Annotated in this window: 12 protein-coding genes; 1 reads left to right on the top strand and 11 read right to left on the bottom strand. The window is 67.0% G+C overall.

Going from position 1 to position 14389, the window contains the following annotated elements; genetic code table 11:
* Positions 1-25: 25 nt before the first annotated feature.
* From aspS to RZE79_RS06640, 9 genes are all read right to left on the bottom strand, one after another.
* Positions 26-1834: an aspartate--tRNA ligase gene (gene aspS / locus RZE79_RS06680; RefSeq protein WP_153285760.1), complete on the bottom strand. Its 1809-nt coding sequence runs from the start codon at positions 1832-1834 to the stop codon at positions 26-28.
* Positions 1835-1871: 37 nt separating this feature from the next.
* The gene (locus RZE79_RS06675) at positions 1872-2504 is read right to left on the bottom strand and encodes a DUF502 domain-containing protein (protein WP_056578295.1); all 633 of its coding nucleotides are present in this window, start codon (positions 2502-2504) and stop codon (positions 1872-1874) included.
* Between the two features lie 12 nt (positions 2505-2516).
* Positions 2517-2864 (bottom strand): FmdB family zinc ribbon protein, encoded by a 348-nt coding sequence (locus RZE79_RS06670; protein WP_153285761.1) that lies wholly within the window; start codon positions 2862-2864, stop codon positions 2517-2519.
* Between the two features lie 104 nt (positions 2865-2968).
* Positions 2969-4417 (bottom strand): sodium:solute symporter family protein, encoded by a 1449-nt coding sequence (locus tag RZE79_RS06665; RefSeq protein ID WP_319359518.1) that lies wholly within the window; start codon positions 4415-4417, stop codon positions 2969-2971.
* Between the two features lie 19 nt (positions 4418-4436).
* Positions 4437-6002, bottom strand: coding sequence for a ubiquinone biosynthesis regulatory protein kinase UbiB (gene ubiB / locus RZE79_RS06660; RefSeq protein ID WP_153285763.1), 1566 nt, complete (start codon positions 6000-6002; stop codon positions 4437-4439).
* Positions 5999-6556 (bottom strand): SCP2 domain-containing protein, encoded by a 558-nt coding sequence (locus RZE79_RS06655; protein ID WP_153285764.1) that lies wholly within the window; start codon positions 6554-6556, stop codon positions 5999-6001. The genes ubiB and RZE79_RS06655 overlap by 4 nt, the downstream gene beginning before the upstream one ends.
* 57 nt (positions 6557-6613) lie before the next feature.
* The gene (locus RZE79_RS06650) at positions 6614-7627 is read right to left on the bottom strand and encodes a Tim44-like domain-containing protein (protein WP_319359517.1); all 1014 of its coding nucleotides are present in this window, start codon (positions 7625-7627) and stop codon (positions 6614-6616) included.
* Between the two features lie 41 nt (positions 7628-7668).
* On the bottom strand, positions 7669-8400 hold the full coding sequence (gene ubiE, locus RZE79_RS06645; RefSeq protein WP_056578284.1) for a bifunctional demethylmenaquinone methyltransferase/2-methoxy-6-polyprenyl-1,4-benzoquinol methylase UbiE: 732 nt from the start codon (positions 8398-8400) through the stop codon (positions 7669-7671).
* Positions 8401-8572: 172 nt separating this feature from the next.
* The gene (locus RZE79_RS06640) at positions 8573-8986 is read right to left on the bottom strand and encodes a DUF971 domain-containing protein (protein ID WP_319359516.1); all 414 of its coding nucleotides are present in this window, start codon (positions 8984-8986) and stop codon (positions 8573-8575) included.
* A gap of 108 nt (positions 8987-9094) precedes the next feature.
* On the opposite strand from RZE79_RS06640, the gene RZE79_RS06635 reads away from it, so the two are divergent.
* Positions 9095-9886, top strand: coding sequence for a hypothetical protein (locus RZE79_RS06635; RefSeq protein WP_319359515.1), 792 nt, complete (start codon positions 9095-9097; stop codon positions 9884-9886).
* Between the two features lie 15 nt (positions 9887-9901).
* Here the strand turns inward: RZE79_RS06635 and RZE79_RS06630 are convergent, their stop codons facing one another.
* Both RZE79_RS06630 and RZE79_RS06625 read right to left on the bottom strand, forming a co-directional pair.
* Positions 9902-10339, bottom strand: a complete 438-nt coding sequence (locus RZE79_RS06630) for an HIT family protein (RefSeq protein WP_319359514.1) — start codon at positions 10337-10339, stop codon at positions 9902-9904.
* Positions 10336-14214, bottom strand: coding sequence for an FAD/FMN-binding oxidoreductase (locus tag RZE79_RS06625; RefSeq protein WP_319359513.1), 3879 nt, complete (start codon positions 14212-14214; stop codon positions 10336-10338). The genes RZE79_RS06630 and RZE79_RS06625 overlap by 4 nt, the downstream gene beginning before the upstream one ends.
* Positions 14215-14389 lie beyond the last annotated feature (175 nt).

The following is a 14389-nucleotide window of genomic DNA, read 5'->3' as shown; positions in this document are numbered from 1 at the left end:
CCCTGCCCGAGCCAACCGGCCGGCCTCAGGCCGCGGCTTGCGGCGTGTTGCGCAGCTTGATGTGCAGTTCGCGCAGCTGCTTCTCGTCGACCGGGCTCGGCGCCTGCGTCAGCAGGTCTTGCGCGCGCTGGGTCTTGGGGAAGGCGATCACGTCGCGGATCGACTCGGCGCCGGTCATGAGCATGACGAGGCGGTCCAGGCCGATGGCAATGCCGCCGTGCGGCGGGGCGCCGTACTGCAGCGCGTCCAGCAGGAAGCCGAACTTGAGCTGCGCGTCTTCGGCGCTGATCTTCAGCGCACGGAACACCTTGCTCTGCACTTCCTCGCGGTGAATACGCACCGAACCGCCGCCCATCTCGATGCCGTTGAGCACCATGTCGTAGGCTTTGGCAATGCACTTCTCGGGCGCGGTGTCCATGAGGTCTTCATGGCCGTCCTTCGGTGCAGTGAACGGATGGTGCACGGCGCTCCAGCGCTGGCCTTCCTCGTCGAACTCGAACATCGGGAAGTCGACCACCCACAGCGGGGCCCAGCGGTCCTCGAAGAGGCCGGCCTTCTTGCCGAAGGCGCTGTGGCCGATCTTCACGCGCAGCGCGCCGATGGCGTCGTTGACGACCTTTTCCTTGTCGGCACCGAAGAACAGGATGTCGCCGTTGCGGGCGCCCGTGCGGGCGATGATCTCGGCCAGCGTGGCGTCGTCGAGGTTCTTGACGATCGGGCTCTGCAGGCCTTCGCGGCCGGCGGCTGCGTCGTTGACCTTGATGTAGGCCAGGCCCTTGGCACCGTAGATCTTCACGAATTCTTGATAGGCGTCGATCTCGCCGCGCGACAGGCCGCCCTCGGCACCGCCGCCGGGCACGCGCAGTGCGACGACGCGGCCGCCGGCCATGGTGGCGGCGTTCGAGAACACCTTGAACTCGACGCGCTTCATCAGTTCGGTGAGTTCGGTGAATTCGAGCTTGACGCGCAGGTCGGGCTTGTCCGAACCGTACTTGAACATCGCGTCGGCGTAGCTCATGGTCGGGAACACCGGCAGGTCGATGTCCGCGGCGTTGCGGAACATGGTGCGGACCATGCCTTCGAACATCTCGCGGATTTCTTCTTCGGCGAGGAACGAGGTCTCGATGTCGATCTGCGTGAATTCAGGCTGGCGATCGGCGCGCAGGTCTTCGTCGCGGAAGCACTTCACGATCTGGTAGTAGCGGTCGTAGCCGGCCACCATCAGCAGCTGCTTGAACAGCTGCGGCGACTGCGGCAGCGCGAAGAAGCTGCCGTCGTGCACGCGGCTGGGCACGAGGTAGTCGCGCGCGCCTTCGGGCGTGGACTTGCCGAGCATCGGGGTCTCGATGTCGATGAAGCCGTTGGCGTCGAGGAACTTGCGCGTTTCCATCGTCACCTTGTAGCGCAGCATCATGTTGCGCTGCATGGCCGGGCGGCGCAGGTCGAGCACGCGGTGCGTGAGGCGGGTGGTTTCCGACAGGTTGTCGTCGTCCAGCAGGAACGGGGGCGTGACCGACGGGTTCAGCACCTTCAGTTCGTGGCACAGCACTTCGATCTTGCCGCTCTTGAGGCTGTCGTTGGTCGTGCCCTCGGGGCGCGAACGCACGAGGCCGGTGATCTGCACGCAGAACTCGTTGCGCAGGTTCTCGGCCACGGCGAAGGTCGAGGCGCGATCGGGATCGCACACCACCTGCACGTAGCCTTCGCGGTCGCGCACGTCGATGAAGATCACGCCGCCGTGGTCGCGGCGACGGTTGACCCACCCGCACAGGGTGACGGTCTGGCCCAACAGGGCTTCGGTCACAAGACCGCAATAGTGAGTACGCATGGCCATAGAAAGGACTTCCGGCGCCGTCGTGGCGCGTTCGTTTTTATGAGTGGGATGGCTTGATCGCCACCGAGGAGGGGCCGCCTGGAACGACCACGCCCATCGAGACGATGTACTTGAGCGCTTCGTCCACGCTCATCTTCAGTTCGACGCAGTCGCTGCGCTTGAGCATGACGAAGTAGCCGCCGGTGGGGTTGGGCGTGGTCGGCACGTAGACGCTGAGGAATTCCTCGCTGCCCAGGTGCTCGGCCACCTCGTTGCCCGGCGCGCCGGTCACGAAGGCAATGGTCCACACGCTCTCGCGCGGCCACTGGATCAGCACTGCCGTGCGAAAGGCGTTGCCGTTCTCGGAGAACAGCGTGTCCGACACCTGCTTGACGCTCGAGTAGATCGAGCGCACGACCGGAATGCGCCGCACCACGGCGTCGCCCCAGCCGAGCAGGCGCTTGCCGACGAAGTTGCTCGCAATAGCGCCGACCACCAGCAGGATGGCCAGCGTGAGCAGCACGCCGAGCCCGCGGATGTTGTTGTCGTACAGCCAGCGCTGCCAGGCGCCCGGCAGCACCCACAGCGTCTGGTCGAGCGTGTCGATGATCCACTTCAGCACCGCCAGGGTGATGAACAGCGGAACGATCACCAGCAAGCCGGAGAACAACCATTTGCGGAGGGCGGACATGAAAGGGTTCCGTCAGTCGCCGCTCTTGGCCGCAGCCGGGGCAGCCGGAGCAGCGGGGGCCGGCGCGGGCGCCGGTGCGGGGCTGGAAGCGGAGGACGAAGAAGGCGCATCGGCCGACTTGGCACCGTCGCCGGAAGCAGCGGGCGCGGTGGTGGTGGCCTCGGACTTCTTGCCGCCGCCCTCACGGAAGTCGGTCACATACCAGCCCGAGCCCTTGAGCTGGAAGCCGGCGGCCGTGACCTGCTTTTCAAATGCGCTCGCACCGCATTCCGGGCACACCGAGAGCGGCGCGTCCGACATCTTCTGCAGAACGTCCTTGGCAAAGCCGCAGGAACTGCACTTGTAGGCGTAAATGGGCATGGGAATCGGGGTGGAAATGAGCGACGCAGCTGCCGCTCGCAAAGCCCTCGATTATAGGGGCGACCCCGCCCGCAAGGGCCGCAGGGGTGCGGCCCTGCCCGCGGTCAGGCCGGCTCGGTCGCCAGGAGGCGGTGCGGCGTGTGAGTGTTCGCTATCCATTGCGGCAGCAGCGAGCCGATGACCATGCCCGCGAACGCGGACAGCACACCGGCCAGCTGCGCCGGGAATGCGGCCCCCCAGGGCATCGCCATGAACAGCAGCCAGACGCCGATGCCGCCCGCGATCGAGGCAATGGCCCCCTGGGTGGTGGCGCGGCGCCAGTACAGGCCGCACACCAGCGGCACGAAGGCCCCGACCAGCGGCACCTGGTAGGCGCCCGACACCAGTTCGTAGATCGGCGTGCCCTGCATGCGAATCGCGTAGGCCAGCACGGCGGCGCTGAACAGCAGCACCGTGATGCGCATCGTCATCAGGTTCTCGCGGTCGGTGCCGGCGGGGCGGAACTGGCGCCAGATGTTCTCGGTGAAGGTGACGCTGGGCGCCAGCAAGGTGGCCGAGGCCGTCGACTTGATGGCCGACAGCAGCGCGCCGAAGAACAGCACCTGCATCACGAACGGCATCTTCTGCAGCACCAGCGTGGGCAGCACCTTCTGCGGATCTTCCTTCAGCAGCACGGCGACCTCGTCCGGCATGATGAGGAGCGCGCTGGCCACGAGGAACATCGGCACGAAGGCGAACAGGATGTACGCCACGCCGCCGATCACGGGGCCGCGCGTGGCCGCCTTCACGCTGTTGGCCGACATCACGCGCTGGAACACGTCCTGCTGCGGAATGGAGCCCAGCATCATCGTGATGGCCGCGGCAAAGAAGAACACCATGTCGTGCCAGTTGGGCTCGGGCCAGAACTTGAAGAGGTCCTTGCTGACCGCGAAGGCGATCACCTTGTCGGCGCCGCCGGCCATGTCGCCCGCGAACATCGCGATGACCGCCAGGCCGACGACCAGGATGATCATCTGGATGAAGTCGGTCACGGCCACCGACCACATGCCGCCGAACAGCGTGTAGGCCAGGATCGAGACCACGCCGATCACCATGCCCACCGGAATGCTGATGGCGCCGGCCGACAGCACGTTGAACACCAGCCCCAGCGCCGTGACCTGCGCCGACACCCAGCCCAGGTAGCTCAGCATGATGATCAGCGAGCAGGCCACTTCCACGCTGCGGCCGTAGCGCTCACGGTAGTAGTCGCTGATGGTCAGGAGCGTCATGCGGTACAGCTTGCCCGCGAAGAACAGGCCCACCAGGATCAGGCAGGTGCCCGCGCCGAACGGGTCTTCGACCACGCCGCCCAGGCCGCCCTCGATGAACTTGGCCGGAATGCCGAGCACCGTCTCGGACCCGAACCAGGTCGCGAAGGTGGTCGTGATGATCATGAACAGCGGCAGGTGCCGCCCCGCGATCGCGAAGTCGGTGGTGTTCTTCACCCGCTTGGCCGCGTACAGGCCGATGGCGATGGTGACCAGCAGATAGACGATGACCAGCGTCAGCAACACGGCGAAACTCCTCCAGCCTCTAGAACAAGCGCACGCGCAGCAGCAGTTGCATGGCGAGCAAACCCAGGACGAATCCGACGCCACCATAAAGAATGGCCTGCAGCAGCCGGTTGGTGCGCTTCTGCGCGGCCAGCAGTTCCAGCAACTCGCGGCGGTGATCGGGCGGCCGATTTTCCAGGAAATCGTGCAGCAGACGCGGCAATTGCGGCAGCAATTTCGCATAGCGCGGCGCCTCGGCCCGCAGCTGCTGGAACAGCTTCTTCGGCCCGATCTGGTCGACCATCCACTTCTCGAGGAAAGGCTTGGCCGTGGCCCAGAGGTCGAGCTCGGGGTCGATGCTGCGGCCCAGTCCCTCGATGTTCAGCAAGGTCTTCTGCAGCAGCACGAGCTGCGGCTGGATCTCGACGTGGAAGCGGCGCGAGGTCTGGAACAGGCGCATCAGCACCATGCCCAGCGAGATTTCCTTCAGCGGCCGGTCGAAGTACGGCTCGCACACGGTGCGGATCGCGGCCTCGAGTTCGTCGATGCGCGTGCCCTGCGGCACCCAGCCGCTTTCCAGGTGCAGCTCGGCCACGCGCTTGTAGTCGCGTCGGAAGAAGGCCGCGAAGTTCTGCGCGAGGTACTCCTTGTCGGACTCCGTGAGCGTGCCGATGATGCCGAAATCGAGCGAGATGTAGCGCCCGAACGTCTCGGGCGCCAGGCTCACCTGGATGTTGCCCGGGTGCATGTCGGCATGGAAGAAACCGTCGCGGAACACCTGCGTGAAGAAGATCGTCACGCCGTCGCGCGCGAGCTTGGGAATGTCGACGCCGGCCGCGCGCAGCTTCTCGAGCTGGGCAATGGGCACGCCGTTCATACGCTCCATCACGATGACCTCGGGGTGGCAGAAGTCCCAGAACATCTCGGGGATCAGCACCAGGTCGAGCGAGGCCATGTTGCGGCGCAGCTGCGCGGCATTGGCCGCCTCGCGCACGAGGTCGAGCTCGTCGTGCAGGTACTTGTCGAACTCGCCGACCACCTCGCGCGGCTTCAGGCGCTTGCCGTCGGGCGAGAGCTTTTCGATCCAGCCGGCCATCATCGCCATCAGGGCCAGGTCCTTCTCGATCACGCCGCGCATGTTGGGGCGCAGCACCTTCACCGCCACGTCGCGGATCTCCCCCTGGTTCGTGCGAATGGTCGCGAAGTGCACCTGCGCGATCGAGGCGCTCGCAATCGGCGTCTCGTCGAACTGCACGAACACGTCGCTCACCGGACGGCGGAAGGCGCGCTCGATGGTCGCGACCGCCACCGCCGAGGGAAACGGCGGCACGCGGTCCTGCAGGAAAGCCAGCTCGTCGGCGATGTCGGGCGGCAGCAGGTCGCGCCGCGTGGACAGCACCTGGCCGAACTTCACGAAGATGGGGCCGAGCCGCTCCAGCGCCTCGCGCAGGCGCTGGCCGCGCGGTGCGTCGAGGTTGCGGCCGACAGAAACGATGCGTGCCACCACGCGCAGCCAGGGCTTCTGGAAGCTCGTGAGCACGAGCTCGTCCAGGCCATAGCGCAGTGCGACCCAGACGATGAACAGGCCGCGATAGAAGCGACTCATTCGGCGTGGCCCGCCGCACCGCCGGCGCGTGCCGAGCGGTCGCCGACGAACTGGCGCAGCGCGCCCACCACGCGGCGCACGCCGTTGCCCAGCGTGTGCGCAGGCACGTCGCCGATCACGCGGGCCAGGTCGTCCTCGACGTCCCAGCGCACATGGTCGACCAGCCAGTTGACCTCGGCCGCGAGCTGCACGTCGCCGACGATCTGCACGGAGGGCTTGTCGCCGCGCAGCGTGGCACGGGCGATGTCGAAGGGGGAGTCATCGATCACGGTGAGCGTGAGTTCGGGCGTGGAGCCGGCGGGTGCCAGGTCGAGCAGGCCGGCCGGTGTGGCCACCAGCTCCATCGTCACGAAGCGCCATTGGAAGCGCACCACCCGGCCCTGCTGGCGCAGCAGCCGCTGCTGTGCTTCGGGCTCCTGCTGCAGCACGTGGTTCATGAACAGGACCACGCGGTGCTGGATCTCGTGGATCGCCCAGTCCGGCGGTTGCAGGCGTTCGCCGATGCGGTTGAACAGGTCGCCGAGCAAAGAAAAAGGGGACGATGGTGTAGCCATGGTCCCCATTATCCCGTCAGTGCTACAGCCGGGTCACGGCTGTAGCCCAGGTTTTTGTCATTGCAACGCTTGCACGCCTGCCACCAGCCAACCGGCGCTGCCGGTCTTGGTCATGTTCCAGACTTCGCGGAACGGGGCCGGGCCCGCCGAGGCGTCTTCGCGGATCATGCCGGAGAACTCCACGCTCGCCATGTAGGCATCGGGCAGCTCTTCAATGCCGAGCAGCTTGGCGTCGAGCATCACGACTTCGGTCTTGTTCGACGAACCACCCGTGTGGCTGGCGCGATCGGCCAGTTGCGTGCGGATCTCTTCGACCATGCTGTCGGTCATCATGGAACGCAGCATCGACACGTCGGCGCGGTCCCAGGCGTCTTGCAGGGTCACGAAGTTGCGCTTGGCGGCGGTCAGGAAGCCGTCGGCATCGAAGCCCGCGGGGACACCCCAGGACTGCGAACCGGCGAGCGCCGAACCGATCATGCTGCCACCGGCTGCGGCACCCGCGGCCGACAGGCTGCTGCCATGACGCTCCGACTCGGCGGGCGTGGCATCGAACGCCGTGGCGTTGCGCTCCCACGGCCGTGCCGAGGCGTCGTTGCCGACGTTGGCCGGGCTGTACTGTGCCGGTGCGCGTGCATCGGCGGGGCTGCCGGCGCCCTGGAACGCGAACGCGCCCTGGCGGTTGGCGTTGCCCGACGACGCGGCCGAGCGCGCCTTGAAGATGCGCCACACCGCGAATGCGGCAAAGGCCAGCAGCGCGATCAGCAGGATGTTGGCGAAGCCGGCACCCAGGCCCAGCGAATTCGCGAGCCATGCCAGACCCAGGCCGGCGGCGAGACCGCCGAGCATCGCGCCCCACGGACGCTTCGGTGCAGCGGCGGCGGGCGTTGCGGGCTTCGGCGCCGCATTGGTCGCGTTCTGCTGCGCGGGGGCCGTCGGCTGCGTGGCCTGGCGCTGCGTCACGTTGGACGACTGGCGACCGACGGACTTGCCGCCGCCCATGCGAGCGGCTTCCGCCTGAACACTCACCAGCACCAGCGCAGCCGCCAAAAACAAAGAACCCAAACTCTTCATGCCGTCTCCTCTTGAGCGAAAAATTCGCGTCGTCATCGTGATCAACACTTGATTCCAACATGGAGGGCTGCAATTCCCCCCGTCATGTTGTGATAGTCCACATGTCCGAAACCGCCCTCTTTCATGAGGGTCTTGAGCTCCTCTTGCGAGGGATGCATCCGGATCGATTCGGCCAGGTAGCGATAGCTCGCGTCGTCGCCGGCCACGAGCTTGCCCAGGCGCGGCAGCACGTTGAACGAATACCAGTCGTAGGCCTTCGTGAGCGGCTTCGCGACCTTCGAGAACTCGAGCACCAGCAGCTTGCCGCGCGGCTTGAGCACGCGGTTCATCTCCTTGAGCGCGACGTCCTTGTGCGTCATGTTGCGCAGGCCGAAGGCCACGGTGACCACATCGAAGTGGTCATCGGGAAAGGGCAGCTTCTCTGCATCGCAGACGGTGGTGGGCAGCACCACGCCGGCGTCGAGCAGGCGGTTGCGGCCGGTGCGCAGCATGGCTTCGTTGATGTCGGTGTGGACCACCTGGCCCGTGGCGCCGACCTTCTTCGAGAAGGCGAGCGCGAGGTCGCCGGTGCCGCCCGCGATGTCGAGCACGCGCGAGCCTTCGCCCACGTTCGCGACCATCACGGTGTAGGCCTTCCAGGCCCGGTGCAGGCCGGCCGACATCAGGTCGTTCATGATGTCGTAGCGCGAGGCCACCGAGTCGAAGACGCCGCGAACGCGTTGCGCCTTCTCGCTTTCGTCGACTTTCTCGAAGCCGAAGTGGGTTGTACTCATGCGCTGGATGTTAGGCCGGAAGGCATTCCTTCAAGGCGACGACCCCGCGGGCACGGCGGACATTTGTTGCTTTTTCCTCCAAGGGAGGGCCGCCGCAACACGCATGCTTGCTGCGTGTAATGCTATCTTTTCAATAGCAACAGGGTATGTTTACCCTCGGTTCCGGTGGCGCTCAGTGACTGCTGCAGGCGCTGCCGCCCTTGTCGGCCATCGGCGCATCGCGGTCCACGCCGGCCGCAGCCAAGCGCCGCTCGTAGTCGGCCCACAGTTCGGCCTGCCGGGCGCCCAGGTCGTACAGCAGGCTCCAGGTGTAGATGCCGGAGTTGTGGCCGTCGCTGAAGGCGGGCTGTACCGCGTAGTTGCCGACCGGCTCCAGCCCCACCAGTTCGACCTCGCGCTTACCCGTCTGCAGCACTTCCTGCCCCGGGCCGTGGCCCTGCACTTCGGCCGACGGCGAATAGATGCGCATCAGCTCGAAGGGAATGCGAAAGGTCGCGCCGTCCGAGAAGCCGACTTCGAGCACACGCGACTGGCCGTGCACGGTGATCGATTGGGGCGTCGGCGCGCCGGCTTGCAAACCTGCCATGGGGAATCCGTTCGAAGGAAGAGAAGAAAAGAGAAAAGGGATCGGAGTCGCGCAGTATGCCGCGCGCTCCGCGGCGGCGTGCCCGCTGCCTGCGCTTAGCATTGCGGCATGCCGTCACGCACACGCTTTCACCCTCTCCTGTCGCGTCCGAGCCGGGCCGCCCTCGTCCTCTGCGCCGCGCTCGCAGGCGCCGCCCTCGCCCCGCCCGCTTACGCTTTCTGGGGCCTGATCGGCAAGGCGGCGGGCAAGGCTGCAACCGCCGGCAAGGCGGCCGGCGTGGCAGGCAAAGGGGCCGCAGTCGGCGCTGGTGCAGTAGCAGCCGAAGGCGCGACGGGCGTGGCCGCCAAGGGCGCGATGGCGCTGGGCGACGACGCAGCGCATGCCGCGCAGGCCGGCTCGCGAGGCTTCGGCGGCGCGCACGAACTGAGCACCGTGAACGCGGCGCTGCCGCCCGAGGTCGCGGCCTACCTCGCCAAGCCGGCGAAGGAGCTCACGCCCAAGGACACGTCGCGCATGATGGACAGCTACCGGCAGATGGTCGAGCGCGCCGGCAAGAGCGGCGACTTCACCGCCGTCGAGCGCCTGCCGACGTCGGCGAGCACCGCACGCACGCTGCCCGCGGAGCCCGTCAAGGCCGCAGCAGCACCGCAGCCGACGACCGCTGCAGCCACCGCGTCGTCCGGCAGCTCGGGCGCGCTGCCCTTCCACGCGGTGCGCCTGCTGGCCCATGCCGCGCATGCGGGCAACAAGAGCGCGCAGGCCGAACTCGACCGCGTGTGCATGGACGGCAGCGTGGCCTCGAAGCGCTTCTCGAAGGAAACACGCGCCACGCCGGAATTCAAGCAGGCCTGTGCGGACCGCAAGGCGGGCCGTGCGACGCGCACCGCCGCAGCCAGCTGAAGAAAAACCAGGGCGTCAGGCCAGCGTCGCGAGCCGACGGACCATGTCGGCCTCCGCCTGCGGCAGCAGCGCCTGCACGGCGGCCAGCCGCTCGGCCGGCGCGGTTCGCTGCACGGCGGCCCAGACCGACCCGGGGAAATGGCTGTCCCAGTCGAAGCGCGCGATCACATGCCAGTGCAGGTGCGCCACCATGTTGCCGAGCGCGGCAATGTTGAGCTTGGTGGGCGCGAGCGCGTCGCGCAGGCATTGCTCCACGCGCACCACGGCCTCCATGCACAGCACGCGGTCGGCCGTGTCGAGATCGGAGAACTCCGCTGCATGGTCACGCCACACCACGCGATAGAAAGCCGGAAAGCCTTCCTCCTGTGCATGGATGACGCGCAGCTTCGCGCCTTCGAACACGACACGCCCGCCGGGCGCGTCGCACAGCGGGCAACCTGCGACTGCCGTCATACCAGCACCCGCTCGATGCCGCCCTGGTTGGCGGCCGCCACGTACTTCGGCATCCAGTCGTCGCCGAGCAGCTTGTTGGCCATCTCGACCACGATGTAGTCGGCTTCGAGCAGGCCGTTGTTCAGGTCGTTGCCGTAGCGCGAGAGGCCTTGCAGGCAGCTCGGGCAGCTGGTGAGGATCTTCACGTTGTCGGTCGCGCCGACCTGGCCGGCGTCGCGCAGGGCGGCTTCGCCCTTTTTCAGTTCTTCTTCCTTGCGGAAGCGGATCTGCGTCGAGATGTCGGGGCGCGACACACCCAGCGTGCCCGACTCGCCGCAGCAGCGGTCGTTCTTGAGCACGTTGTCGCCGACCAGCGCCTTCACGGTCTTCATCGGGTCCTGCAGCTTCATCGGCGAATGGCAGGGGTCGTGGTACAGGTAGCCGCCACCGCCCGCATCGGCCAGCGTGATGCCCTTTTCGAGCAGGTACTCGTGAATGTCGATGATCCGGCAGCCCGGGAAGATCTTGTCGAACTGGTAGCCCTGCAGCTGGTCGTAGCAGGTGCCGCAGCTCACCACCACCGTCTTGATGTCCAGGTAGTTGAGCGTGTTGGCGACGCGGTGGAAGAGCACGCGGTTGTCCGTGATCATCTTCTCGGCCTTGTCGAACTGGCCGCTGCCGCGTTGCGGATAGCCGCAGCACAGGTAGCCCGGCGGCAACACGGTCTGCACGCCCGCGTGCCAGAGCATCGCCTGCGTGGCCAGGCCGACCTGCGAGAACAGCCGCTCCGACCCGCAGCCCGGGAAGTAGAAGACCGCCTCGGTTTCCGACGTGGTCGTCTTCGGGTCGCGAATGATCGGCACGTAGTCGGCGTCCTCGATGTCGAGCAGCGCGCGCGCCGTCTTCTTCGGCAGGTTGCCCGGCATCTTCTTGTTGATGAAGTGGATCACCTGCTCCTTGATCGGTGCCGGGCCCAACGTGGCCGGCGGGAGCGCCGTCTGCTTTTTCGCCAAGCCACGCAGCAGGTCGTTGGCCATGCGCTGCGCCTTGAAGCCGATGCCCACCATGCCCGCGCGCACCGCCTTGATGGTCTGCGGGTTGGTCGCGTTCAGGAAGAACATCGCGGCCGCGTTGCCGGGGCGGAAGCTCTTCTGGCCCATCTTGCGCAGCAGGTTGCGCATGTTCATCGACACGTCGCCGAAGTCGATCTTCACGGGACACGGCGTGAGGCACTTGTGGCACACGGTGCAGTGGTCGGCCACGTCCTCGAACTCTTCCCAGTGCTTGATGCTGATGCCGCGCCGCGTCTGCTCTTCGTAGAGGAAGGCCTCCACCAGCAGCGAGGTCGCGAGGATCTTGTTGCGCGGGCTGTACAGCAGGTTGGCGCGCGGCACGTGCGTGGCGCACACCGGTTTGCACTTGCCGCAGCGCAGGCAGTCCTTCACGCTGTCGGCAATGGCGCCGATGTCGCTCTGCTGCATGATCAAAGACTCGTGCCCCATGAGACCGAAGCTCGGCGTGTAGGCGTTGGTCAGGTCGGCGTGCAGCGTCTGCGGCTGCCCCGCGGGCGCGCGCAGCAGCTTGCCCTTGTTGAAGCGGCCTTCGGGGTCGACCCGGGCCTTGTACTCGGTGAACGGGCGCAGCTCTTCGTCGCTCAGGAATTCGAGCTTCGTGATGCCGATGCCGTGCTCGCCCGAGATCACGCCGTCCAGGCTGCGTGCCAGCGCCATGATGCGCACCACCGCGGCGTGCGCGGTCTGCAGCATCTCGTAGTTGTCGCTGTTGACGGGCAGGTTGGTGTGCACGTTGCCGTCGCCCGCGTGCATGTGCAGCGCGACCCACACGCGGCCCTTGAGCACCTGCTTGTGGATGGCGGTGCACTCGGCCAGGATCGGCCCGAACTCGGCGCCCGAAAAAATCTCCTGCAGCGGCTGGCGCAACTGGGTCTTCCAACTCGCGCGCAGCGTGTGGTCCTGCAGTTGCGGGAACAGCGCGTCAACGTTCTGCAGCCAGCCGGCCCACAGCGCGCGCACCTCGTGCACCAGCGCCACGGCCTGCGCCACGCGGTCTTCCAGCAGCTCGGCCGCGGGAATCTCGTGCGCGTCGTCGGTCTTGCCCAACGGCAGGTTGCCGCGTGTGAAGAACGCTTCGAGCGCGTCGGTGAGCGCCAGCTTGTTCTGCAGCGACAGCTCGATGTTGATGCGCTCGATGCCGTCGCTGTACTCGGCCATGCGCGGCAGCGGAATCACCACGTCTTCGTTGATCTTGAAGGCGTTGGTGTGCTTGCTGATGGCGGCCGTGCGCTTGCGGTCGAGCCAGAATTTCTTGCGCGCTTCGGGGCTGATGGCAATGAAGCCTTCGCCGCTGCGCGAGTTGGCGATGCGCACAACTTCCGAGGTGACGCGGGCCACCGCGTCGGCGTCGTCGCCCGCGATGTCGCCGAACAGCACCATCTTCGGCAGGCCGCCGTGCTTCTTCGACTTGGTGGCGTAGCCGACGGCCTTGAGGTAGCGGTCGTCCAGGTGCTCGAGGCCGGCCAGCAGCACGCCCGAGCGCTTCTGCTCGGCGAACATGAAGTCCTTGATCTCGACGATGCTGGGCACCGCATCCTTGGCGTTGCCGAAGAATTCGAGGCACACGGTGCGCGTGTGCGCCGGCATCTTGTGCACCACCCAGCGGCAGCTGGTGATAAGGCCGTCGCAGCCTTCCTTCTGGATGCCCGGCAGGCCCGAAAGGAACTTGTCGGTCACGTCCTTGCCCAGGCCCTCCTTGCGGAAGGTCTTGCCGGGAATGTCGAGGCGCTCGGTGCGCAGCGGGGTCTTGCCGTCGGCGGCGAAGTACTGCAGCTCGAACAGGGCGCTCTCGGCGTCGTGGATCTTGCCCAGGTTGTGGCCGATGCGGGTCACTTCGAGCCATTCGGCCTGCGGCGTGACCATGCGCCACGAGGCGAGGTTGTCGAGCGCCGTGCCCCAGAGCACGGCCTTCTTGCCGCCGGCGTTCATGGCGACGTTGCCGCCGACGCACGAGGCCTCGGCCGAGGTCGGGTCGACCGCGAACACGAAGCCCGCACGCTCGGCCGCGTCGGCCACGCGCTGGGTGACCACGCCGGCCTCGGTCCAGATGGTGGGCACGGGCGCGTCCAGGCCGGGCATCGAGATGTGCTCGACCTCGGTCATGGCCTCGAGCTTCTCGGTGTTGATGACCACGCTCTTCCAGGTCAGCGGAATGGCGCCGCCGGTGTAGCCGGTGCCGCCCCCGCGCGGAATGATGGTCAGGCCCAGCTCGATGCAGCCCTTGACCAAGAGCGCCATCTCGACCTCGGTGTCGGGGCACAGCACGACGAACGGGTACTCGACGCGCCAGTCGGTGGCGTCGGTCACGTGCGACACGCGCGAGAGGCCGTCGAACTTGATGTTGTCCTTGGCTGTGAGCCGGCGCAGCACGCGCGTGGCCTTGCGGCGCAGGGCGGCGACTTCGCGGAAGGTCTCGTCGAAGGCGGCGACGGCCTGGCTGACGAGGCCGGTGAGCTCGCCCACCAGCTGGTCGCGCGGCAGGTCGCTGTCGGGGGTGCGGCGCTTCTGCACTTCGCCCAGGCGGTGGCGCAGGGCGTCGACCAGCTGGCCGCGGCGGCGCGGGTTGTCGAGCAGGTCGTCGACGAGGTAAGGGTTGCGCTGCACGACCCAGATGTCGCCCAGCACCTCGTAGAGCATGCGCGCGGATCGGCCGGTGCGGCGCTCGGCACGCAGGGTCTGCAGCAGGTCCCAGCCGCGTTCGCCCAGCAGGCGAAGCACGATCTCCCGGTCGGAGAAGCTGGTGTAGTTGTACGGGATCTCGCGCAGTCGTACAGGCTCTGCGGCCTGTGACAACAGCGTATTCAACGCGGTCGGAGCATTCATCGGGTGGGGCCCTTGGCCAGGCGCTGCGCGCCCATGTAGCCGGGGGGTGGATTTTAGGGCAGGCCTTGGGGTCTTTGCCCTTCCCGTTCCGCTATTCCCTATGGCAGGCCCGATGCCTGCCTTGGCGTGGGGCCGCCGGCTCTCACGCCGCCCTCTCCCGGCGGGAGAGGGAGAA

It is taken from the genome of Variovorax sp. EBFNA2 (assembly GCF_033802765.1).
GTDB lineage: Bacteria > Pseudomonadota > Gammaproteobacteria > Burkholderiales > Burkholderiaceae_C > Variovorax > Variovorax paradoxus_H.
This window is presented reverse-complemented; position numbering and strand designations above follow the sequence as displayed.

Coding starts and splice junctions, on each gene's coding strand:
- RZE79_RS06675 (WP_056578295.1), bottom strand. CDS start 2,504: ATGTCCGCCCTCCGCAAATGGTTGTTCTCCGGCTTGCTGGTGATCGTT.
- RZE79_RS06640 (WP_319359516.1), bottom strand. CDS start 8,986: ATGGCAGGTTTGCAAGCCGGCGCGCCGACGCCCCAATCGATCACCGTG.
- RZE79_RS06650 (WP_319359517.1), bottom strand. CDS start 7,627: ATGAAGAGTTTGGGTTCTTTGTTTTTGGCGGCTGCGCTGGTGCTGGTG.
- aspS (WP_153285760.1), bottom strand. CDS start 1,834: ATGGCCATGCGTACTCACTATTGCGGTCTTGTGACCGAAGCCCTGTTG.
- RZE79_RS06625 (WP_319359513.1), bottom strand. CDS start 14,214: ATGAATGCTCCGACCGCGTTGAATACGCTGTTGTCACAGGCCGCAGAG.
- RZE79_RS06670 (WP_153285761.1), bottom strand. CDS start 2,864: ATGCCCATTTACGCCTACAAGTGCAGTTCCTGCGGCTTTGCCAAGGAC.
- RZE79_RS06630 (WP_319359514.1), bottom strand. CDS start 10,339: ATGACGGCAGTCGCAGGTTGCCCGCTGTGCGACGCGCCCGGCGGGCGT.
- RZE79_RS06655 (WP_153285764.1), bottom strand. CDS start 6,556: ATGGCTACACCATCGTCCCCTTTTTCTTTGCTCGGCGACCTGTTCAAC.
- ubiB (WP_153285763.1), bottom strand. CDS start 6,002: ATGAGTCGCTTCTATCGCGGCCTGTTCATCGTCTGGGTCGCACTGCGC.
- ubiE (WP_056578284.1), bottom strand. CDS start 8,400: ATGAGTACAACCCACTTCGGCTTCGAGAAAGTCGACGAAAGCGAGAAG.
- RZE79_RS06635 (WP_319359515.1), top strand. CDS start 9,095: ATGCCGTCACGCACACGCTTTCACCCTCTCCTGTCGCGTCCGAGCCGG.